We start from the raw sequence: 21,030 nt of genomic DNA, 5'->3' as shown, positions 1-21,030 counted from the left end.
AAGCATTAGTATCATTGGTGCTTCATTTATTAATCCTGTAGTCTCTGAAAATAAAGAGGACAAGGAAACAAAGTCTTAATCATAGTTATCCGATTATAAATACAGCTAAATAATGTAAACTCTTAAGAAAAATTTAAGAAATCTCCCCGCAATTCTTTAAGAAATGCACTTTATAGTAAAAGCATCTAATAATTACTAATGATCGGGGAGAAAATTTATGCAATTTATCACGTTCCTTACTGAATTTATAAAACATCCAAAAACTATAGGTGCGATTTCACCTAGTTCAAAAAAACTAGCCAAAAAAATGGTCGAAACAATTTGTTTTGAAAATGCCCAATGTATTGTTGAACTAGGTCCGGGTACAGGTTCGTTTACGAAAGAATTAATAAAAAGAAAAGAGCAGTCAACAAAGTTAATTCTTATTGAAAATAATGAGATTTTTTATGAAAAGCTACGTGAACAATTTGCACATGAGCCGAGTATAATCGTAATATATGGATCAGCTGAGGATTTATGCAAATATATGTCAGCATTAAAAATCGAAAAAATTGATTATGTCGTATCTGGATTACCTTTTACGTCTTTGGATTCTGTCGTTTCCTCACGTATTTTACGAAATGTAAAGGAATGCTTAGAAGACGGAAAATTTATTACATTCCAATATTCACTTGTTAGGAAATCCTTTATCCAAAACTATTTTGAGGATATTACACATGAAAAAGTATGGATTAACCTTCCACCTGCCTATGTGCTGAGCTGTAAACTTGGAAATGTGAGGGCTATTTAATGGGATTACAGGATCTTGTATCATATATCGAGCAATATGGTTATTTTGCTTTATTTTTTAGCTTATGGTTAGGAATCGTGGGTATGCCCCTTCCTGATGAAATGATCGTTATGAGCGGCGGCTTTATGTCTTCATTAGATAAAATGAGTGTGTTAAAAGCTTTTATAATAACTTATCTTGGTGCAGTTTCAGGACTTTCCTTAGGATTTATCCTTGGTAAAGTGTTTGGCCATAAAATACTTGATAAATTGGTGAAAAAGAACAAGGCTAAATATTTATTAAAGTCAAAAGAATTAATAGATAGATATGGTCATTTTGCTTTAGTTATAAGCTACTTCATACCAATCGTGAGACATATACTTCCATACTTAGTAGGTATGAACAACATGTCGTTTAAAAAATACGCTTTGTATTACTACACAGCAGGTTTTGTTTGGACATCGATTTACTTTACACTTGGTTTGTTCTTTGGAAAACACATTGAAACCATTTCAATATTAGCAACAAAATACGGTATATATTTTGGTGTTTTCGTCGGTATTGTAGGGTGTTTTTATTATTTTTATAGACGAAAATTAAAGACGGTATTGTAGGATGTTTTTATTATTTTTATATACGAAAAATAAAAAAATAGTTAAAATTAGGAACTGTAAATATTAATAGGAAATATATTGCATGCAATAGGTTGATTAGAGTGAAGACTGGATACCACTGGAAAGCGCTCAGTCGGAACGTTAATCAACCGCACGCTAAGATAATGGTTCTGAATAAAATAATTGAATATACTTTGAAATTGGTGGGATTAGATGAGTAAAGAAACAATACTAATAGTTGATGATGAAAAAGAGATTAGAAATCTTATTGCCATTTATTTAAAAAATGAAGGCTATGAAGTTCTAGAAGCAAGTGATGGAGAAGAGGGTTTGAGTCTTTTAAAAAAGCATAAAGTACATTTAATTGTTCTAGATATTATGATGCCGAACGTGGATGGCATTGAAATGTGTATGAAGGTAAGGGAAATAGCGGAGATGCCAATTATTATGCTGTCAGCAAAGTCTCAGGATATGGATAAAATCGTTGGAATAACATTAGGGGCAGATGATTATGTAACAAAGCCATTTAATCCATTAGAGCTAATTGCGCGCATAAAATCTCAGCTTCGTAGATATATCAAAATGAATCGTTCAGATATGATAGACGAGAATGAGATAGAGATTGGTGATATGCGAATCAGTACCGACACACATGAAGTAATCGTCAACAATGAAAAGGTAAAGCTTACGTCAAGGGAGTTTTCAATTCTTGAGTTGCTTGCAAGAAATCAAGGCATTGTGATGAGTGCTGAGCAAATTTATGAAAAGGTTTGGAAGGAAGAGGCTCTACAGTCTGAAAATACGGTAATGGTACATATACGAAAAATTCGAGAAAGAATTGAGACAAATCCTAGAAATCCTCAATATATTAAAACAGTATGGGGAGTAGGTTATAAAATTGAGAAAGATCATTAAGCCATTTAAATACATACTAAACAAGCTTAAATTGCTCATTATAAATACCATTACAAAAGTACGGCAAAGTATCAGAATACAACTTTTGACAACTTTTATTCTTTGTACATTTTTAGGTTTACTTGGAGCAAAAGCCGCTCTTTCATTTGCTTTGAACATCAACCAAACAGCTAAGATTGATTATAGTCAAGGGATGCAGGAAATAAATGATCAAGCGAAGAGAGCCGCAGATCTAGCCAGCAATGATAATAGTTTAGAAGCAATACAGCAAATGATTGAATCAGAAAATTTAAAACTTGAAATGAAACAAAGTGCATTAAAAGTAATCGTTACCGATGAGAACGGAAAGGTTTTATACAAAACAAAGCAAGTGGAAGAGGAACAAATCAATTTGCATAATAAGATTAGGAATGTAATGGATTTTGCGGTAAACCATCCACTCTATAATTATGAGATACCGACAATCAAGCAATCGCGGGAAGAATTTATTGTCTTTTATCCATTAACTTTAGAAGAAAAAAACTTATATTTCTTTGTAAGTGGTATTCCTGAGGGGATGGTTATCGCGAGTTCGAATGAGGGTCTTATCCCATTGTTTAGTGCAATTATTGTATTTACCTTTTCATTCTTCTATATAACGAAACGAAAAATGAATCAAATTGAGGTGTTGGCGGAGGGAGTCATGGAAATCGCTAAAGGAAATTTAGCCTATCGCATTAAGAAAAAAGGCCAGGATGAGATTGCTGTATTAACAGACAATGTAAATCATATGGCTGAAGCAATTATGACAAGTATTGAAATGGAACGAAAAATTGAAAAACAAAAAAATGAATTAATCACCAATGTATCACACGACTTACGGACTCCTCTTACCTCAATTATGGGCTATTTACGGTTGTTAAGAGATGAGAGATACGACACGAAAGAGCAATCTGATGAGTATCTAAAGATTGCTTTCTCCAAATCCGAACAGTTAAAAAACTTAATTGATGATCTATTTGAATATACGAAGCTTACGAATGAAAGCATTATCCTTGGACAACAAGAGGTATGTATCAATGAACTTCTTGATCAGCTAATTGAGGAGTTGATTCCGCAAGCTGAGGAAAACCATCGTTCATTCAATAAAGATTTCTCGGACGAGCGAGTCTTTGTTACAGTAGATTCTGAAAAAATTGTCAGGGTTTTTGATAATTTATTAATGAATGCAATTAAATATAGTACCGGTGATGGCGAGATTTTTGTTTCTCTTGAAAGAAAAGAAAGTAATGTTCAAATCTGTGTCGCAAATGAAAGTGATGAATTTACTTCTGAAGAGCTAATGAGCTTATTTGATCGTTTTTATAAAAAAGATCAATCTAGAACAAGTGTAGCGGAAGGTTCAGGACTTGGACTTGCTATTGCTAAAAGCATAGTAGAATTACATGGTGGCAAAATTGACGCGAAGTATAGGGAAGGTATGGTGCAGTTTATCATCGAACTGCCAGTTACAGTTTAACTTCTTTCAGCGGATTCCGGACGCAATTATGCCAAGGCATAATTTATAAAATTAGTAAGGTAGCATTAGAGCAATGCTACCTTTTTTCAAGGGCGAATGAGTTGCTCAATAGTGAGAATATGATTGGCATTAGAGTGAGGGAGGCTCTTTTGTAAGTGCATTAAAATATTCTTGTCCTTAATAATAATTTGAATTTCTGTATAGCTATATTGTTTTTGAACTTCTTGAACATATTCTGTAATTTTAAATAAATGAAGTGGGTTTTTCATTTCTACTTCTACAAAAAAGGGTAGTGTTAATTGATGTAAACTTAAGCAACCGCGACGAATCCAAATCGCTTCATTGACGTAATAACGGATAGGTAACTGGCGATTACTTGCGATAAATAAATCCATTTATTTCTCCTTTTTTATATCTTGATGTTAAACGTGATGGATAGAATCGTTAAAATGATGGATAGCCCCGCCTCAAAGTGACGGATAGAACTATCAAAAAGCTGGATAGCTGCTTCAAAGTGATGGATAGCCCGCCTCGAAGTGTGGATAGAACCCTTAAAAAGATGGATAGCCCCGCCTCAAAGCGTGGATAGCCCCCACCCTTCAAACCGAAGGATATTTGTATGCATCAATCGTCTCTAAAAAATATTTTAGTGCAGGTGATTGTACTTCGTCATTGCGATAAATAAACCAGGTCGGGATTTGAGACTGCTTTGTTGCTAGTATGTGCAGCGACAGTGACTGAGTATCCATATATTTTTGAGCGATTGCACGTGGTAGTAATGTTATACCTAGTCCAGCAGCAACGCAGCCGATGATTCCATCGAGGGTGCCAAATTCCATACGCTTTTGTGGTTGCACACCGTCTTCACGCAACCAATGCTCCCAAATAGCTCTATATGAGCAGCCATGAGGAAAAGTAATAAATGTGCTGTCCTCTAAATCTCGCTGGCTATCAATTCGTTTATGTTTGCTAGATGTGATGACAACAAGCTCCTCATAAACAAATTCCTTCGCAAGGATATTTTCTTTATATACGGGTCCATTTACAAACGCACCATCTAATTCATAGTTTTCTAACCGTTCGATATTTTGTTGGGATGGACTTGTCAATATCGTGAAATCCACCTGTTCATGTGCTTTATGGAAAGTCGTTAACAAGGTAGGTAAGTGCAGTGCCGCAGTCGTTTCCATTGAACCGATACGTAAATGTCCTTTATGTTCCTCGGTATCCTGAAGTATTTCAAAGGATTTTTCATAGAGATGTAGCATTTTTAATACTATTTCATAAAATTGTTCTCCCTTTGGAGTCAAGCGGATTCCTCGATGTCCTCGATGAAAAAAAGTTGTATTATACATGGCCTCTAGATTTTGTATTTTCATAGAGATGTTGGATTGGGTGTAATTAAGTTCTGCAGCAGCCTTGGAGAAGCTACCTGATTGCACGACTGTCCGAAAAATTAAGAGATCATTAATATTCATAAGTTCCCTCCAGCCATCAGTTTATTTGATATCTATTATAACGAATTCGTGCTATTTGTGATAATTGGAATTTTGTTATATTGAGGAGGAAGGAGGGAGGGAGAATATGCACAAGCAGACGTTTCAATATTTAATAGGGGGCATTTTTGCATTAGTCATTGCCATGGCCATTGGTCGTTTTTCCTATACGGTTATCCTGCCGTATATGCAAGATACTTTTGCCTTTAGTCGTGCCACAGCAGGTTTTCTAGCAACGAGTAATTATTTAGGCTACTTAGTAGGGGCATTGGTCGCTGGTCGCTTAGAAATCGGGGATAAGCGTATTCCCTTTTTACAAATATCGCTCATTATTAGCATTTTGACAACGGCTATGATGGGCTTTACAGATGCTATTATCGCATGGTATGTATTTCGTTTTATTTCAGGGGTTATGAGTGCATTTGTTTTTGTAGTAGCTGCAAGCCTTGTACTCGATCAGTTAGCTGGGAATGGTAAATCACATTTATCAGGGCTTTTTTATAGTGGGGTAGGTACAGGGATTGCTCTAAGTGCGATTATTGTATCGCCCATTCATGCAATGTTTGATTGGGATGGAACATGGATTGCTTTGGCGTTATTTAGTGTCATATTACTTGTATTCGTTGTATTTTTCATTAAGCCAGTTACTCAACATACACAACAGAAATCAAGTCAGACAGTAGCACTGCGAAAATTCCCGCCTACGACATGGATGAAATGGCTCATTTTAGCTTATAGCTTAGAGGGCCTTGGCTATATTGTCACGGGAACATTTATCGTGTCAATCGCAGAAGAATCAACGGATTTTCATGGTGATGCTAGCTTTGTGTGGTTTGTTGTCGGGATTGCAGCGATGCCATCCTGCATAGTTTGTTCTAAGCTGGCACAGCGATACGGCTATGTGAGAACATTATTGATTTCTATGCTGTTTCAAGGGCTAGGCATTGTTTTACCAGCATTTGCGACAAATACGATGACACTATACACTAGTGCTTTTATTTTTGGAGCAACCTTTATGGGAATTACAACTGTGGCCACAACATTAGCAAGACGAATAGTGCCAGTGAACAGTCATCAAATATTAGGTTATCTAACAGCTGGTTATGCTTTGGGACAGGTGTTAGGTCCTTCCCTTGCAGGAACATTAGCCAATTATACAAACAGTTATCAGTATGCATTGTTTGGCGCAACAGCTGTTGTAGTAGTTTGAGCTTTATGTCTAATTAGTGGATTAAAATATGAAAAAGAGAAAGTCGGAGAGCTCGCGACGTAAGTAAATAAACACAAAAGTAAGTAAGTCAACGAGCGACTTACTTACTTTTGTGTTAGTGGATATCACGTTTTTTGAAGTTCCCACCACGTACCTCTGAAACATCAGAAATAACTACGAAGGCACCTTCATCAATATCTTTAATAATCGATACAAGTTTATTTTCTTCCATACGGTTAATGACACAGTTTAATATATCAGTTGGTTCATTGGAGAAACCGCCACGCCCTTTAGTATATGTAACACCACGTCCTAAACGAGCTTGAATCGCATCACCAATTTCCTCTGATTTTGCACTGACAACACGAACATCTTTTGATTTTTCTAAACCTACTTGAATAATATCGATAACGTTTTTCGCAATATAGTACGTTAAAGCTGAGTATAATGCGCTTTCTAAGCCAAAAATAAAGCTTGCCCCTAAGAAAATAAAGGCATTAATAAATAATATAATATCCCCGACTGAAAACGGAATTTTACGTGATAGCAACACGGCTAAAACCTCAGAGCCATCTAAAGCGCCACCGTTACGTAAGACAATCCCAATCCCAACACCAAGTAACATACCACCAGATAAAACAATTAATAACGGATCATTTGGACCTAAAATTGTTTTAACATCGTGCATAAGAACTGTGGAAATAGAGAGAGCTGCTATCCCAGCACTACTCATCAATGCAAAAGTTTTACCTACTTGTTTGTAGCCAATCCAAATAAACGGAATGTTTAATACAAAGAGCAGTACGCCTAATGGAATACCAAAGAGGTGTGCGCCCATAATACTAATACCTGTCACGCCACCATCAATGACATCGTTCGGAATTAATACCGCTTCTAGTCCATATGCTGCGATGATGGCGCCAATTATAATCATGATAAATTTTCGTGTGTTTTCTACTGTCTTTCTTCTTTTCATAAATCTTCTCCATTTCTTTACGTAAAAATATTACTTAAGGTTTTGGAATAATATTTATAGCAATTGTTTTTGTCTCAGTCTCTTTGCTTGAGTCGGCCATATTATAGTATTTAAGAATTAAATCGTTTAATTCATTTTCAAAACTCATAAATTGATTAGTCGTTAATGTCAAATCGATAAATGAAAAAGTTGCTAAATCTGCAAGTCTTTCTTCTTCATCAAGTGAATTTAAATAATTTTGATATTGAGATAGTAAAGCTAATTGATAGTTGGAAACATAATTTAATTTTTGTTTGATCGTTAGTTGTGTCCAATCCTCCTGACTAAGTTTTTCTGCTCCTTCATTTAATGCATAAAATTTTTCTGTAACAGAACGTACTTTTCGCTCTTTCACAATTTTTATGATGTTTTCATCCATTAAGATTTGGATGTGACGATACAAAGTAGCTTGAGGTACATCCTTTATGATAGAAATCATCTCCAAAGTGCTTAAGCCTTCTTCTTTATCGTGCATTAGAGCTTGTAAAATTTTCATTCTCACAGGGTGCATTAAAACCTCTGCTTTATTCCGCATAAAAACGATCCTCCTATCAGATGGAATCAAGGGAAGCACAATCAAATGTTATCAATATGAGAACATTATCAATAAATATACTATATATTTTTTTTACAGATGTACAGTAGAAAGGTAATGAAATTTTTTACACCTTATGTTATCATTATCGATAATGATAATGAATGGAGGTTTTAGGAATGGAATTACACTATGGTTTTGATGAGTTAAGCCAACTGGATTGGGCAAGCATACTTCCAATCATTTTGCCATTGATATTCGTAGGATTTGTTCTAATCATTGTTGCATTATTCGATTTATATAGGCACCGACATACGCGGGAAAACATACTGATGTGGACAATTATTATTTTGTTCTGTAACTCAATTGGTTCTGTTCTATACTTCATTATTGGTAGAAAGGATGTAAATAAACGTGCGCTTAGAGATTAAAAATATTACGAAAAAGTTTAAACATAAAACAGCCGTGAATGATTTTTCAATGGTCATTGATTCCAATGAGTGTGTTGGATTAATTGGACCAAATGGAGCGGGAAAATCCACGTTAATTCAAATCATTGCCGACATTTTGAATGCAGACAAAGGAGAAATACTTCTTGATGGTCAAAAGATTTCAGCTATGAGAAATCAAATTGGTTACTTACCTCAGTATCCTAATTTTTTCTCATGGATGACAGCATTTGAAACATTGTCCTTTATGGGAACACTTTCAGGCATATCAAAAAATGAATTGCAGAAAGAAATTCCATTACTTTTAGAAAAGGTAGGCTTAGGGAAAGAAGCACATATACATGTCGGGACATTTTCAGGTGGTATGAAGCAACGCCTTGGTATTGCACAAGCATTGTTGCATAAGCCAGCTTTAATGATTATGGATGAACCGGTATCAGCGCTAGATCCAATAGGGAGAAGAGAAGTGTTAAATCTATTAAAAGAGATAAAAAAAGAAACGACAGTTTTAATATCAACGCATATATTGAGCGATGCGGAGGAATTTTGTGAGCGCTTTGTGATGATTAAAAATGGTCACAAAATAGAGGATGCTACAAAATCAGAGTTACTTGAGCGCCATCAAGAATCAGCTATCTTTTTAATGATTCGTAAGGTAGATTTTCAGTGGTTAACAATGCTTGAACAATTATCTTATGTGCAGAAAATCGAAAGCTGTGGAAATGGCTTCAAAATACACGTTGAAAATTTGGAAACAGATGCTAATCGATTAATACAGCACGGACTGGATTCAAAAGTGATGTTTATTAAATTTGAAGTGGGTATTCAAGACAATCTAGAAGAAATATTTTTAGAATTGGTGGTGTAAATGAATGAATGCTTTTATCGAATTAAGCAAAAAAGAAGTACATCAAATGGCAAGGGAGTTTAAAATATTTTGGCTCCCTATTGTATTTATTTTACTAGGGCTAACGCAACCGATTATGATGTATTATTTACCGGTTATTTTACAATCAGCTGGTGGTGTTCAAGGTATAACAATTGATCCTACGATGGCAAAGCCTGTGGGACAGGAGGTACTTGCCTCAACATTAAATTCACAGTTTGATCAGTTGGGCATTATTATTCTGGCCGTTGCCACTATGAGTATTATCCAAGGAGAGAAAGCTAATGGCATGATGGCATTTATCCTAACAAGGCCAGTATCGATATCTTCTTATTTAAATAGTAAAATCATCATCCATTATATTTTGGCTGTTATATGTATAGCTCTTGGCTATGCAGTGTCCTATGGCTATTCAGCATTTTTATTTACTACTGTTCCTATGACACAAGCTTTATGGGCATTAGTATTTTATTGTGTTTGGCTGTTATTCATCATTACGTTTGTTGCGATGATGAGTACATTTTTTAAAAGTCCTGCATTTATTGCACTAATAAGTATCGTTAGTTTATTAATATGTCGTTTTATCGCTGGGCTACATCCAATAATGGACGTTGTTAATCCTGCTAGTAATAGTATGTATGCAACAAATATTCTAATGTCGGGTGATATGGGATCTTGGTATGGCATCAATATTGTAGTAACACTGCTGTTAGTTTTATTGATGATCATTACGATGCAAAGTTTTATTGCGAAAAAGAAATTTTAACTTCTTTCAGCCATGTTTTCTGTGCGAAAGCGAAGCGACAGTTACAGATGTCTTTTGTATCGAAAGCAAAGCGACAGATACAGATGTCTTTCGCCACTTTATGGGGTGATGAATACGGGTTTAAGCCGCTTTTCAGAACGTGTTCAAACATTAGGTGATATAAATGATATGGGATGAGGTGATGAAATTGTTATCGATACAAAATTTACAGAAATCATATGGACAACATGAGGTTTTAAAGGGTGTAGAGTTAAAAATAGAAAAGGGAGAAATACTGGGGTTTGTTGGGGGGAATGGTGCAGGTAAAACAACGACATTAAATTGTATTGCTGGATTAGTAGAACAAAATTGCGGAAAAATAATGATTAATAATGTTGCGAAATCACAGTCACTCGAATATAAAAAGCAATTTTATTATATACCTGATACGATTCATGTATTTCCAAATTTAGCTGCATATGATTGGATACATTTCGTTTTGAAACTATATGAAAAAACTGATGATGAAAAACTACAAAACTTCATTAACATCTTTGGCATGGAAAAAAGTATTTATAAACCGATGGGAACGTATTCTTATGGAATGCTTCATAAGATTGCGTTGATTACTGCTTTTACAATTAGTCCGCCTATCCTTATTATGGATGAGCCGATAAATGGCCTAGATCCACTAGCTGTCGTTGCTTTTAAAAATTGTATGAAAGAGTACGTTGAAAAGGGTGGAACCGTTCTCTTTTCCACTCATCTGTTAGATGTTGCCGAGAAAATTTGTCAATCAATTTCGTTTTTAAAAGATGGAAAGATTGTCTTGCATGATCGTGTTGAGAATTTGCTAGTCGATGGAAGCTTAGAGACTATTTTTATGGAGAAACAAGCAAATGAAGGATAATATCCAATTAATCAAATTCTTTTTAACATCTTTTTATGCAAAACCAAAGCAGCCAGTTATTCAAGTACTCCTTTTGATTGCATTCATTTATGTAGCCACTCAGTATTTTGTGCTTACTCTAATTATTTACTTTATAGCGACCCCTGAGGAGTATTTATTTTATAATATTCTCCTTTCAAATGGTGTGACGTATATATTGATTTCATTTTTTGCTATTTCGGTAGTGTTTAGTCAAAGTGATTTTACTATATTTGCTCATTTGCCCATTTCAGCGAAACGGGTTGTAATGTCGAAAATAATAAGTGGAGTAGCTTTACCGATGATGGTAGTAAGTATTCTATCAATACCGACGTTTTTCATATTACTGATAGAGTTTAAGCTAGCTGTCGCAGTAAAATCAATTGCATTTTTACTGATCATGAATGTATTAATTGTACTGTTCCTTCTATTTTTATTATCCATTTTGAATCATTATCGCAGTGTATTTATCAATACATCCGTGTATTTGCTTGTTAGGATGACTCTTATATTTGGTATTGGAATAAGCCCAATATTGTACTTTCTAATAAAAAATTATCATGCAATCAGCAATGTTTTAGCGAAATTAGATACTTCAACAATATCTTCCTTAAGTGCTTTAATTTCAGATTTTCTCGATTTAGGTTATCGTTTTGCAATGCAACATTCATTGGTGAAGACGCTTTTGCCATTGACTACTACAAAAAGTTTGATCTATTTCATCCTAGTATTCGCTCTATGTTATTTATTGTTTAATGCAACTATAAAAATGATTGCGTCTAAGTATTATGAACATGGCTTGCTTGTAAGTAGAATAGAAAAAACGACCAAAGTTTGGGGGAGGGATATTCAAAGTAGTTTGCTCAATTATTTGCAACGTGAATATTGGATTATCCAGTCTGAACCATACTTTAAAATGCAAGCTATTTTAGGGATTATTTTAACGCCAATTTGTACAATCATTTTTCTAACTTTACAGACGAACATTTTAAAGGCTGAATGGATGATTAACAATGAATCTTTTCTTTTTGTCTATATGGTTTTGTTCATGAGTTGTATGAACAATATTAGTGGAACTCCCTATTCAAGAGAGGGGAAATACTATGCATCTAGCATGACGTTGCCATTTGATCCACAAAAAATTTACATGGCAAAAGTTATGACTTCATCATGCATCGGCACAATATCGGCTGTAATAAGCTATATCATTTACATGCTATTTGGTAGAGGCGATATTATTACGGGACTACATTTATTGATTACATTATTATTAGTCATTACGTATAATTTATTGTCCCCACTCTATGATAGAAGGCATCCATTACTTGAATGGTCTAATCCATCTGAAGCAATAAAATCAAATCCTACAGTATTAATAAGCCTGCTATATGGACTACCATTATTGATTGTTGTTGCGCTTCTTCATTTCAGCTTGCTTACTTTCAATGTTTCTCCAGCGATGACAGCCCTAATTATTTTGGTAATTGTAACTCTATGTACATTTACAGTAATCTATAAAAAGTTTTTTGAAGGAAAGAATATGAAAGGATACGTGAACAATTGAATTTAAGAATAGATCCAATGAGTAAAATTCCTTTTTATCAGCAGTTAACCCAGCAACTACTTTGTGAAATAGCGACAGGAAATTTGCAAAATGGTGACCTGTTGCCCTCCATTCGTGATTTAGCAGCTAAAACAAACCTCAATCTTCATACCGTCCATAAAAGCTACAAGGAGCTTCAGAAGAAAGGAATAATCGATATAAAACCTAGCTCAAAAGCAATTGTTAAAAAGTCTGCTGAAGCAAAGGATGTTAACCTTCAACAAATATCTATAATGGTCGAACAGATAATGTGTGAAGCTTATGTTTTAGGGATTAGCGAACATCAATTACAGCAGATGTTTCATGAGAATTTGCGAAAATATTATATTGAGCCTTAAAAGAAAAAGAGGTGACTTCTGCAATATACAGAAGCCATCTCTTTCAAATTTTTATAGTCAAATCCATTTGGATGTGGGGGATATAAAAAATAAGAGACTACCAAATTTATCAAGGTCACTGAAATAATCCACTTTATTTCATAAAGCGTACTTTTGACACAACTGTGCAATATAAAAAGTTATCTTTTAGTAACTTAGAAATAGAATTTCTTTATTAATATTTAGAAAGTCTTTATTAATATTTAGAAAGCCAGTCAATTAATTGATCATAGTTACTAGAGAATATAACATTATCTTTAGTATTAGACTGTTCCAGGTGATTTAGAATATCCCCTTCTTCTATTAAAAAAGCAACTGCAATAGTGTTGTCTAATATACCATTTGAGAAAAATTTGTCTTTCCATAATTTTTGTACAGAAAAATGTTCTGGGGTATAACCTTTACGGTTAACTAACAACTTATACTTTTTTTCTTGTTTAATAAACGAATAGCATGTTTGCTCAAACGAATTAAACCACATGTTTACATCAGCGATGGTGATGTAACCTGTTAAATTAGTAATAATAATATCTTCAAATGTAGAATTGAAATAAAGTTGCGATGTTTATAAAAAAGATACGATGTTTAAAATAAAGTCGCGACGATTATAAAAAAGTTACGATTAATAACCCTGGGTATTGGCTCAGTGGGCCACGTCCGGACGATGCCAGGTACGTGCTTTCCTTGTAGGTCGCCGTTTACATGCTTCAGGATGAGTTTGGAACGGTATCTGTAACCTTATTCCCGCAAGTTTTTCATCTTGTTCAAGAGCTGTTACTAGAAGATGAATTGCTTTACATTGAGAGAACGCTTGAAAAGCGCTTTGGTAGACCTCAAGTGAAAATAAAACATGCACAAACGACGAAAAGAATATGAAATTGAAGGGAATTTTAGAAACTGCATAAATTTTTATGCAGTTTTTTCTTTACTTTCAAATAATTATTTTGTAAGATAAAGCCAAATTCAAAAGTGGCCAGACCACTTTTGAATTCATTCAGTAAGAGACGCCATCATCTGAAGGTGGTGGATTTTGTTTCTTTATAGTAGGTATCCAAACACCTACTGAATGAAGATAAAGCCTTTGGATGCATTGTTTATCTGCGCGAAAGGAAAGCGACAGCATAATTATTCCAAGGCGAATAGATTGACCGAGGAGTTGATCGTATGGATAAAAAAACCGAACAAAAGAAAGTGTTTTTAGATATTGTCCAACAATTACGACAACTTATTAAAATAGAAAAAATACAGGCTGGTGAAAAGTTACCTTCCGAACGAGTCCTTTCAGAACGTCTAGGTGTCGGGCGATCCTCTGTGAGAGAGGCATTGCGAAGTTTAGAGTTATTAGGTCTTATCGAAACGAGACATGGGGAAGGTATGTTTCTAGCTTCTACACAAAAGCATCAGCTCGTAGAAATATTGTCGATGTTTATATTAGAAGATGAAAAATCAAAAAAGGATGTCGAATTAACGCGACAAATTCATGAAAAGGAAGCCATTCGCGTTATAAGTTGTACAGAGACTCTGCGACCACTACCAGTGTGGGGCAGTTTTTTTGTAAAGCTAGAGATAGAAAGTACGATTAATTGTCGGGATGTTTTACGAGAAATAATCATCACGTCAGGAAATCGTCTTTCACTAAAAGTCTGGTTTCAGTTAGCAGTTTATACCGGTGACCGTTTAAATCGAAACTCAACAGAAGAAGAAAAATTAATCATTCAAACTATGTTGAAATCGATGCAGCTTGGCTATGAAAAAGAAGCATTAAAAGCTTACGAACAGTGGATGAATGCTGAACAAGGCATTTAGACAACAAAGGGGGAGTAAAACATGGCAATACGTAGCTTATTTAGTAAAAAGAAAGAGGACGGACAGGAAAAGGGATTTCCAGAAGGACTTATGACAAAATGTCCAGAATGCCGTCACATTCAGTTAACAAAGGAATTAGAAAAAAATCATAAAGTGTGTACAAAATGCGACCATCATTTCAAAATGACTGCACAGGAGCGCGTAGCATATTTCTTAGATGAAGGTTCATTTGTTTCAATGGATGATCATTTACAAACAAGTAATCCACTTAATTTCCCTGATTATGTAGAAAAAATTTCAGTGGCTAAACAACAAACGGGATTAAGCGAAGCTGTACTGACTGGGTTAGGTACTCTTGATGGAGAAGAAATTGTTGTAGCCATTATGGATTCTCATTTCCGTATGGGCTCAATGGGCTCCGTTGTAGGAGAAAAAATCACACGTGCCGTTGAAAAAGCTATTGAATTACGTGTACCGGTTATTATTTTTACTGCTAGTGGTGGAGCGCGCATGCAAGAAGGTATTCTATCATTAATGCAAATGGTAAAAACGAGTGTGGCGTTAAAACGTCATAGTGAAGAAGGACTATTATTTATTTCGATCATGACGCATCCTACATACGGTGGCGTTTCAGCAAGCTTTGCCTCTGTTGGAGATATTAATATTGCTGAACCACAAGCATTGATTGGCTTTGCTGGTCGCCGTGTCATTGAAGAAACATTAAGAGAAAAATTACCAAATGATTTCCAAAAGTCAGAGTTTTTACTAGAGCATGGTCAGCTTGATGCAGTTTTCCATCGGAAGGATTTACGAAATCAAGTAGTAATGCTTGTAAAAATGCATACAAAAGGCGGTGTGCAACATGTCTAAAAATTTAGCTTTTGAAGAACCAGTAATACAATTACGAGAAAAAATTGATGAATTAAAAACGATTGCTACAGAGGCAGATGTAGATATGACAGGTGAAATCGAAAAGCTTGAAACACGTCTAACGCAGCTAGAACAATCTATTTATGCCAATATGAAGCCATGGGATCGTGTACAGGTTGCTAGACATCCAGAACGACCAACAACTTTACAATATATAGAAGCTATGTGTGAAAACTTTATTGAGTTACATGGAGATCGTACATTTGGTGATGATGCAGCTATTCTTGGAGGAATTGCTCTCTTTGAAGGACAGCCCGTAACAATTGTTGGACATCAACGCGGAAAATCAACTAAAGAAAATATTCGACGAAATTTTGGTATGCCACACCCTGAAGGATATCGTAAGGCATTACGCTTAATGAAGCAAGCTGAGAAATTTAAGCGCCCAATTATTTGTTTTATTGATACAAAAGGAGCCTATCCGGGTAAGGCAGCCGAGGAACGCGGCCCAAGTGAAGCCATTGCTAGAACTCTCTCTGAAATGGCGATTCTAACAGTACCAGTTATTAGTATTGTTATTGGGGAAGGCGGAAGTGGGGGTGCCATTGCATTAGGGGTAGCTAATCGCGTCTTTATGTTAGAGAACTCAACGTATTCGGTTATCTCGCCTGAAGGGGCTGCATCGATCTTATGGCGAGATGGTAGCCTAGGGAAGCAAGCTGCAGAAGCAATGCGTATAACAGCACCTGACTTAAAAGAGCTCGACGTTATTGATGGAATAATCCCTGAAATAACTGGTGGAGCACACCGCAATGTTGCGAAGCAAGCATCTTATATAAAAGAATGTATAAGCGTCACACTAAAAGCATTGAATTCTCTAAATGGCGAACAATTAATTGAAGATCGCTATGAGAAATTCAGAAAGATTGGACAATATACAGAAGTTTAAATTCATTTTTAGGTTTTTGGACATGTGAATTTGTTCGTAAAGAGATAAAAATTGTTTCTTAAATAAATTAATATCCTAATGATGGAAGAAAAAAGAGTTGTAGTTTGTAAAAAAGATTGATCATTTATAATATAGTTTGATAAAAATAACTTCGCATTTAAATAAAACCCACGCATTTTGATCAAACTTTTTTCAAAATGCGTGGGTTTCTTCTATTATAAATCAACGTTTGCAACAAACTATTAATCAAACTTTATTCCAAACCAACATCAAAAACGGATGTACTTGTATTTTTAACATTTAATATAAAAATCAGCTCCTTAAAATCATTATAAACTAAACAATTATAAGTAGAATACTTAATATTTATTGCACAATACGAGAAAACTCTGCACTATTTGTTCAGCTAAGCCGTACATTTGTGGAACAAGGTCCATCCCCTGTTACTAGGAATACCCCAAGGCTTATTCCGTTAAATGGCCCGATTGTGGAATAAGAAAATTATCAATCTTTATTAAAGGCTGTTTTCTAAAAGATTGTTGCAATTAAAACATAAAAACAGAGTTAATCTACAAAATATGTGGAATCAACTCTGTTTTTATGTTTTATATTTCGAAAATCGAATATTTAACTACAGCACCTGTTAGTTGAAGAGGAAGTTTTAATTATTAGTACCTTTTGCTAATTCTTCGCGTAATTTTTTTATCTCTTCTGCTTGCTCTAAGATATTATTATCCACTTTTCTTATAGCATCATAAAGCTCAAAACCTACCACAAATACTAAGAATGCTATCAGTAAATCCATTTTCACACCTACTTAATTTATTATATATAATCAATAATAAACTAATTTGGTTAAATATGTAATTATAAATTGAACTTTGATAAACTATTAGCTGGTTTAGTTGAAGAGCAACAATCTTTACGAAAACAGCCTTATTAAAAGACCACAATAAAAGTTTGATTATAAAGTTTGATTATATATAATCAAACTCAAATCCTCTAAATATAAGGTCTAGTTTTATTTTATTATACTATTTACCCTATATTATCCTTTGGAGTTCCTTACTTTTACAATGCTATATTAAAAACATCGCCACAATAGTTGTAATCACAAGGCCAATCGCCACTGGCAATAAATTACGCCTTGCAAGTTCGAATGGGCTAACATTGCATATTGCAGCAGCCGGGATTAATGCCCAGGGAATTAATGTACCGCCTCCTACAAAAATAGCTGTTATTTGTCCTAAAGCTGTTAAAGTTGCGGTACCTCCACCAATTGCATTGCCAAACAAACTGCCGACGGAACCTGCTAAGGAAATACCTGAGAAGCCAGAACCATCTAAGCCTCTTCTTAATAATAGGGATAACTCTTCCAAGTACCCAGATCAGCAACGTTGCCAATATGCCAACTAGCCTAACCACCTTACGGCGCCAGGGCTGGTAGTAACATTAAAAAATAAGTAGCGGTAACAACTACTATAAAATCAGTTATCCCTATATCTATAATGTAAGCCCGTATTCAAATAACGCATATAAACAACCAGGCACCTCCGGTACGATAGATGTATCAATTAAAGGAGGCACTTTTTTTATGTCCACTACAAAACTAACAATTGTCCCTGTGACACTAGATCCCATCACTGATAAGTCTTCTTTTATCAATTCATCGCAATTTCCCTCTGAGCCAAGATGTGTCATTAAAACAGCTGGGGCTGAAATTTCCTTCTTCAATGGCGTAGATGAGTGCATCATCCAAACGATCATGAAGGAGCTGAGCAATCAATGAAGCATGATTTTACGAGCGTGCAAAACATCTATATTATTTGTGGCAAGACCGATATGCGAAAAGGCATTGATGGTCTCGCTACACACATTCAAGATACTTTTGAACTAGACCCATATAGCGATTCCATCTTCTTATTTTCTGGAACGAGCAAAGACCGTTATAAATGTTTGTACTTTGATGGGGATGGATTTGCCATGCTTTACAAACGATTAGATAACGGCAAGCTTCAATGGCCAAAAGATGAAAATGAGGTACGTAATTTAACACAACAGGAGCTTCGCTGGCTATTGGAAGGATTATCGCTTCAGCAGCCAAAGGCAATTGCGAAATCTGCAAAAGGTGTCTTTTAAATTTGCTTTCTATGATGGTATAATCAACCATAACTTATATTGAACGAAATGTGGTGAATGATTTGATGAGCACTTCTAACGAAAAAGTGATTCAACTTCTTGAAGAACAACTTGCGTATATGAAAAACCAAAACAAAGATTTATCGAAACAAATTGAAGTGCTAACAGAACAAGTTCGCCAATTAACAAAAGCTTTATACGGCTCTAAATCAGAAAAATCAAAGTATCAAGCACCAGACGGGCAAGGCTCTTTATTCGATGACGATCCGTCTTTTAACGAATCTGAGCACACAGAAGAACAAAGCACAGCGACGATTACTTACACTGTTAACCGTAAACTACATAAGAAAAAACGGAATGATTCTTTTCATGATGGGATTGAAATAGAAGAAATTCATCATCATCCCACCAATACACAATGCGACTGTTGCCTTGGCCAAATGACCGAAGCCGGTACAACTATTGCGCGTGAAGAAGCAAAATTCATTCCGGCAAAAATGATGCGCATCCAGCATATTGAACATGCCTACGAGTGCAAGCACTGTAAAATGGATGCCACACAAAAAGCACAAATGAAACGTGGGAAAGCGCCACAAGCTGCCATTCAGAGAAGCATTGCGGGACCAACCGTTCTAGCAAAGCTCATCTATGATAAGTTCATCCAATACTTACCTCTTTACCGTCAGGTAAAGGAGTGGGAACGATATGGCCTGCTTACGAATGATAAAAACTTATCAAACTGGGTGATCCGTGCAGCTGAAGATTGGCTTCTACCGGTTTATGAACAGATGAAGCAGACATTAACAGCAAAATCTGTTCTGCATGTAGATGAAACCTATGCGCAAATAATCAAACGTTCAGACGGAAAATCCGGTCAATCGAACGCCTATAATTGGGTGTTCCGAAGCGTGCCAAGTCAAGGACCAATCATCGTTCTTTTTCAAAGTGCATTATCGAGAAGTCGTTCTGTACTAGAAGAATTTACAGAGGGCTTTAAAGGAGCCTTGATTTGTGATGGTTATTCGGCATACGGTAATCTACCTGATGTCACGTTCGCCAATTGTTGGGCGCATGTGCGACGTTATTGGCTGAAACCTGATAGCAAAAACGGGCAAATTGGCGTGGATTACTGTGATCAACTGTATCACCTAGAACGTCAGTTCAAGCATCTTTCACCAGGTAAACGCCGAAAAGCAAGGCAACAACATTCAAAGCCGATTGTAGAGAAATTCTTAAAATGGGTGGATGAATCGCCTTTCTTCGGAAAAAATGCCTTAGCCAAAGCTGCCGAATACACATTAAATCGTGTACACGGATTAAAGGCTTTTCTATTCGATGGTCGAATTGAAATCGATAATAATCCAGCTGAAAATGCGATTCGTCCAAATGTGATCGGTCGTAAGAACTGGCTTTTCTCTGTTAGTGAAGCAGGCGCTAAAGCAAATGCGATCTGTTTAAGTTTGGCTGAAACGGCAAAAGCAAACGGCATCGATTTCTATCAATACCTAGTGACGTTAATGACAGAATTGCCAAATTTACCAATTCACCAGCAACCAGAGATTTTAAAGAATTACATGCCTTGGTCGAAAAAAATCCAAGCCACATGTGCAAACTAGCCATCTATCCGAAAAAAATTAGGATAGATGGCCATTCGTCGTGTGTACCGAAAAGGTGCGCTTTTTTTATATTTCGGGCTTACTCTATAATAACAGAAAAAACTATATTTTTTAGTTAAATTTTTCTGTTCTATAGATTTACGTCAAGATTTCAGACAAACTCATGATAAAAACTCATGATAATTTTTTGTATTGGATAGAAGCGATTCAGACGAGCGAAATTTGATTTTACTTGTAGTAGTACGTTTCGAATCGTTTCACACACAGCATTACAGATTTTAGTAATAGGACAAATTTTATTATACATAAAATACTTTGTATCATATTTTACACTCAAGAATTTTGTTTTTGTATAACCCTTTTGAAATTACAAAAGGAGTGACGAAAATGAAAAACAACAAAGAAACAAGAGTGCCAGAAATTATTATCACGAAAGCAAAAAATCCAAATTATAAGGCAGTAGCACAAGCACTAATTAAATATGCATCAAAAAAATAAAAAGACACAATCCCTTACTAAAATGTACCCTATAAGATAGACACTTAAAAAAAGTCTCTCTTATAGGGTACTTTTATTTATAATGAACATAACAACTAGATGGAGCAGAACT

General features: G+C 35.3%; 23 protein-coding genes and 1 pseudogene. 18 read left to right on the top strand and 6 right to left on the bottom strand.

Features of this window, described 5'->3' with window-relative positions:
• The first annotated feature begins 217 nt into the window (after positions 1 to 217).
• From ACQKOG_RS25780 to ACQKOG_RS25765, 4 genes are all read left to right on the top strand, one after another.
• Positions 218 to 790, top strand: coding sequence for a class I SAM-dependent methyltransferase (locus ACQKOG_RS25780; RefSeq protein ID WP_370076117.1), 573 nt, complete (start codon positions 218 to 220; stop codon positions 788 to 790).
• Positions 790 to 1,383, top strand: a complete 594-nt coding sequence (locus tag ACQKOG_RS25775; RefSeq protein WP_370076115.1) for a DedA family protein — start codon at positions 790 to 792, stop codon at positions 1,381 to 1,383. Before ACQKOG_RS25780 ends, ACQKOG_RS25775 begins: the two co-directional genes overlap by 1 nt.
• A 213-nt stretch (positions 1,384 to 1,596) precedes the next feature.
• Positions 1,597 to 2,298, top strand: coding sequence for a response regulator transcription factor (locus ACQKOG_RS25770; RefSeq protein WP_427448503.1), 702 nt, complete (start codon positions 1,597 to 1,599; stop codon positions 2,296 to 2,298).
• The gene (locus ACQKOG_RS25765; protein WP_427448502.1) at positions 2,282 to 3,796 is read left to right on the top strand and encodes an ATP-binding protein; all 1,515 of its coding nucleotides are present in this window, start codon (positions 2,282 to 2,284) and stop codon (positions 3,794 to 3,796) included. The genes ACQKOG_RS25770 and ACQKOG_RS25765 overlap by 17 nt, the downstream gene beginning before the upstream one ends.
• A gap of 86 nt (positions 3,797 to 3,882) precedes the next feature.
• Here the strand turns inward: ACQKOG_RS25765 and ACQKOG_RS25760 are convergent, their stop codons facing one another.
• Positions 3,883 to 4,191 (bottom strand): hypothetical protein, encoded by a 309-nt coding sequence (locus ACQKOG_RS25760; protein WP_427448501.1) that lies wholly within the window; start codon positions 4,189 to 4,191, stop codon positions 3,883 to 3,885.
• Positions 4,192 to 4,395: 204 nt separating this feature from the next.
• Complete coding sequence (locus ACQKOG_RS25755; RefSeq protein WP_427448500.1) at positions 4,396 to 5,274, bottom strand: LysR family transcriptional regulator; 879 nt, start codon at positions 5,272 to 5,274, stop codon at positions 4,396 to 4,398.
• A gap of 106 nt (positions 5,275 to 5,380) precedes the next feature.
• Between ACQKOG_RS25755 and ACQKOG_RS25750 the strand changes: the two genes are divergently transcribed.
• On the top strand, positions 5,381 to 6,502 hold the full coding sequence (locus ACQKOG_RS25750) for a YbfB/YjiJ family MFS transporter (protein ID WP_427448499.1): 1,122 nt from the start codon (positions 5,381 to 5,383) through the stop codon (positions 6,500 to 6,502).
• Between the two features lie 115 nt (positions 6,503 to 6,617).
• On the opposite strand, the gene ACQKOG_RS25745 is transcribed toward ACQKOG_RS25750, so the two are convergent.
• Positions 6,618 to 7,478 (bottom strand): YitT family protein, encoded by an 861-nt coding sequence (locus tag ACQKOG_RS25745; protein WP_370076101.1) that lies wholly within the window; start codon positions 7,476 to 7,478, stop codon positions 6,618 to 6,620.
• Positions 7,479 to 7,512: 34 nt separating this feature from the next.
• Positions 7,513 to 8,052: a helix-turn-helix domain-containing protein gene (locus ACQKOG_RS25740; RefSeq protein ID WP_370076099.1), complete on the bottom strand. Its 540-nt coding sequence runs from the start codon at positions 8,050 to 8,052 to the stop codon at positions 7,513 to 7,515.
• A 179-nt stretch (positions 8,053 to 8,231) separates the two neighbouring features.
• Between ACQKOG_RS25740 and ACQKOG_RS25735 the strand changes: the two genes are divergently transcribed.
• From ACQKOG_RS25735 to ACQKOG_RS25690, 10 genes are all read left to right on the top strand, one after another.
• Complete coding sequence (locus ACQKOG_RS25735; protein ID WP_370076097.1) at positions 8,232 to 8,483, top strand: PLD nuclease N-terminal domain-containing protein; 252 nt, start codon at positions 8,232 to 8,234, stop codon at positions 8,481 to 8,483.
• Positions 8,467 to 9,369 (top strand): ABC transporter ATP-binding protein, encoded by a 903-nt coding sequence (locus ACQKOG_RS25730; RefSeq protein WP_402868698.1) that lies wholly within the window; start codon positions 8,467 to 8,469, stop codon positions 9,367 to 9,369. The genes ACQKOG_RS25735 and ACQKOG_RS25730 overlap by 17 nt, the downstream gene beginning before the upstream one ends.
• A gap of 4 nt (positions 9,370 to 9,373) precedes the next feature.
• The gene (locus ACQKOG_RS25725; RefSeq protein WP_427448498.1) at positions 9,374 to 10,153 is read left to right on the top strand and encodes an ABC transporter permease; all 780 of its coding nucleotides are present in this window, start codon (positions 9,374 to 9,376) and stop codon (positions 10,151 to 10,153) included.
• A 187-nt stretch (positions 10,154 to 10,340) separates the two neighbouring features.
• Positions 10,341 to 11,042, top strand: coding sequence for an ABC transporter ATP-binding protein (locus ACQKOG_RS25720; RefSeq protein ID WP_370076091.1), 702 nt, complete (start codon positions 10,341 to 10,343; stop codon positions 11,040 to 11,042).
• Positions 11,032 to 12,624 (top strand): hypothetical protein, encoded by a 1,593-nt coding sequence (locus ACQKOG_RS25715; protein WP_427448497.1) that lies wholly within the window; start codon positions 11,032 to 11,034, stop codon positions 12,622 to 12,624. The genes ACQKOG_RS25720 and ACQKOG_RS25715 overlap by 11 nt, the downstream gene beginning before the upstream one ends.
• A complete protein-coding gene (locus ACQKOG_RS25710) occupies positions 12,621 to 13,001 on the top strand; it encodes a GntR family transcriptional regulator (RefSeq protein WP_427448496.1) in 381 nt (126 codons plus the stop codon). Before ACQKOG_RS25715 ends, ACQKOG_RS25710 begins: the two co-directional genes overlap by 4 nt.
• Positions 13,002 to 13,742: 741 nt before the next feature.
• Positions 13,743 to 13,916 carry a hypothetical protein gene (locus ACQKOG_RS25705; protein ID WP_370076085.1) on the top strand — a complete coding sequence of 58 codons (174 nt, stop codon included), beginning with the start codon at positions 13,743 to 13,745 and terminating at the stop codon, positions 13,914 to 13,916.
• Between the two features lie 288 nt (positions 13,917 to 14,204).
• Positions 14,205 to 14,846 carry a FadR/GntR family transcriptional regulator gene (locus ACQKOG_RS25700; RefSeq protein ID WP_415733105.1) on the top strand — a complete coding sequence of 214 codons (642 nt, stop codon included), beginning with the start codon at positions 14,205 to 14,207 and terminating at the stop codon, positions 14,844 to 14,846.
• Positions 14,847 to 14,867: 21 nt separating this feature from the next.
• A complete protein-coding gene (gene accD / locus ACQKOG_RS25695; protein ID WP_370076081.1) occupies positions 14,868 to 15,716 on the top strand; it encodes an acetyl-CoA carboxylase, carboxyltransferase subunit beta in 849 nt (282 codons plus the stop codon).
• Positions 15,709 to 16,665, top strand: a complete 957-nt coding sequence (locus ACQKOG_RS25690) for an acetyl-CoA carboxylase carboxyltransferase subunit alpha (protein WP_415733106.1) — start codon at positions 15,709 to 15,711, stop codon at positions 16,663 to 16,665. The genes accD and ACQKOG_RS25690 overlap by 8 nt, the downstream gene beginning before the upstream one ends.
• Before the next feature lie 661 nt (positions 16,666 to 17,326).
• On the opposite strand, the gene ACQKOG_RS25685 is transcribed toward ACQKOG_RS25690, so the two are convergent.
• Both ACQKOG_RS25685 and ACQKOG_RS25680 read right to left on the bottom strand, forming a co-directional pair.
• The gene (locus tag ACQKOG_RS25685) at positions 17,327 to 17,470 is read right to left on the bottom strand and encodes a hypothetical protein (RefSeq protein ID WP_415733107.1); all 144 of its coding nucleotides are present in this window, start codon (positions 17,468 to 17,470) and stop codon (positions 17,327 to 17,329) included.
• A gap of 274 nt (positions 17,471 to 17,744) precedes the next feature.
• Positions 17,745 to 18,014: pseudogene (locus ACQKOG_RS25680) on the bottom strand (hypothetical protein); the annotation flags it as partial.
• A 245-nt stretch (positions 18,015 to 18,259) separates the two neighbouring features.
• Here ACQKOG_RS25680 and ACQKOG_RS25675 point away from each other — a divergent pair.
• From ACQKOG_RS25675 to tnpC, 3 genes are all read left to right on the top strand, one after another.
• Positions 18,260 to 18,454: a hypothetical protein gene (locus ACQKOG_RS25675; RefSeq protein WP_402872388.1), complete on the top strand. Its 195-nt coding sequence runs from the start codon at positions 18,260 to 18,262 to the stop codon at positions 18,452 to 18,454.
• Positions 18,451 to 18,804, top strand: coding sequence for an IS66 family insertion sequence element accessory protein TnpB (gene tnpB / locus ACQKOG_RS25670; RefSeq protein ID WP_427448495.1), 354 nt, complete (start codon positions 18,451 to 18,453; stop codon positions 18,802 to 18,804). Before ACQKOG_RS25675 ends, tnpB begins: the two co-directional genes overlap by 4 nt.
• Before the next feature lie 65 nt (positions 18,805 to 18,869).
• Positions 18,870 to 20,420: an IS66 family transposase gene (gene tnpC, locus ACQKOG_RS25665; protein WP_427448494.1), complete on the top strand. Its 1,551-nt coding sequence runs from the start codon at positions 18,870 to 18,872 to the stop codon at positions 20,418 to 20,420.
• Positions 20,421 to 21,030 lie beyond the last annotated feature (610 nt).

The organism is Lysinibacillus sp. NPDC093216, assembly GCF_050280325.1.
Classification (GTDB): Bacteria; Bacillota; Bacilli; order Bacillales_A; family Planococcaceae; genus Lysinibacillus.
Note: the sequence above shows the minus strand (reverse complement) of the source record. Positions and strands in the feature narration are given on the sequence as shown.

Excerpts from the sequence above, each read along its gene's own strand:
- ACQKOG_RS25780 (WP_370076117.1), top strand. The coding sequence starts at position 218 with ATGCAATTTATCACGTTCCTTACTGAATTTATAAAACATCCAAAAACT.
- ACQKOG_RS25775 (WP_370076115.1), top strand. The coding sequence starts at position 790 with ATGGGATTACAGGATCTTGTATCATATATCGAGCAATATGGTTATTTT.
- ACQKOG_RS25770 (WP_427448503.1), top strand. The coding sequence starts at position 1,597 with ATGAGTAAAGAAACAATACTAATAGTTGATGATGAAAAAGAGATTAGA.
- ACQKOG_RS25760 (WP_427448501.1), bottom strand. The coding sequence starts at position 4,191 with ATGGATTTATTTATCGCAAGTAATCGCCAGTTACCTATCCGTTATTAC.
- ACQKOG_RS25755 (WP_427448500.1), bottom strand. The coding sequence starts at position 5,274 with ATGAATATTAATGATCTCTTAATTTTTCGGACAGTCGTGCAATCAGGT.
- ACQKOG_RS25750 (WP_427448499.1), top strand. The coding sequence starts at position 5,381 with ATGCACAAGCAGACGTTTCAATATTTAATAGGGGGCATTTTTGCATTA.
- ACQKOG_RS25745 (WP_370076101.1), bottom strand. The coding sequence starts at position 7,478 with ATGAAAAGAAGAAAGACAGTAGAAAACACACGAAAATTTATCATGATT.
- ACQKOG_RS25740 (WP_370076099.1), bottom strand. The coding sequence starts at position 8,052 with ATGCGGAATAAAGCAGAGGTTTTAATGCACCCTGTGAGAATGAAAATT.
- ACQKOG_RS25735 (WP_370076097.1), top strand. The coding sequence starts at position 8,232 with ATGGAATTACACTATGGTTTTGATGAGTTAAGCCAACTGGATTGGGCA.
- ACQKOG_RS25725 (WP_427448498.1), top strand. The coding sequence starts at position 9,374 with ATGAATGCTTTTATCGAATTAAGCAAAAAAGAAGTACATCAAATGGCA.
- ACQKOG_RS25715 (WP_427448497.1), top strand. The coding sequence starts at position 11,032 with ATGAAGGATAATATCCAATTAATCAAATTCTTTTTAACATCTTTTTAT.
- ACQKOG_RS25705 (WP_370076085.1), top strand. The coding sequence starts at position 13,743 with ATGCTTCAGGATGAGTTTGGAACGGTATCTGTAACCTTATTCCCGCAA.
- ACQKOG_RS25700 (WP_415733105.1), top strand. The coding sequence starts at position 14,205 with ATGGATAAAAAAACCGAACAAAAGAAAGTGTTTTTAGATATTGTCCAA.
- accD (WP_370076081.1), top strand. The coding sequence starts at position 14,868 with ATGGCAATACGTAGCTTATTTAGTAAAAAGAAAGAGGACGGACAGGAA.
- ACQKOG_RS25690 (WP_415733106.1), top strand. The coding sequence starts at position 15,709 with ATGTCTAAAAATTTAGCTTTTGAAGAACCAGTAATACAATTACGAGAA.
- ACQKOG_RS25685 (WP_415733107.1), bottom strand. The coding sequence starts at position 17,470 with ATGGATTTACTGATAGCATTCTTAGTATTTGTGGTAGGTTTTGAGCTT.
- ACQKOG_RS25675 (WP_402872388.1), top strand. The coding sequence starts at position 18,260 with ATGTCCACTACAAAACTAACAATTGTCCCTGTGACACTAGATCCCATC.
- tnpB (WP_427448495.1), top strand. The coding sequence starts at position 18,451 with ATGAAGCATGATTTTACGAGCGTGCAAAACATCTATATTATTTGTGGC.
- tnpC (WP_427448494.1), top strand. The coding sequence starts at position 18,870 with ATGAGCACTTCTAACGAAAAAGTGATTCAACTTCTTGAAGAACAACTT.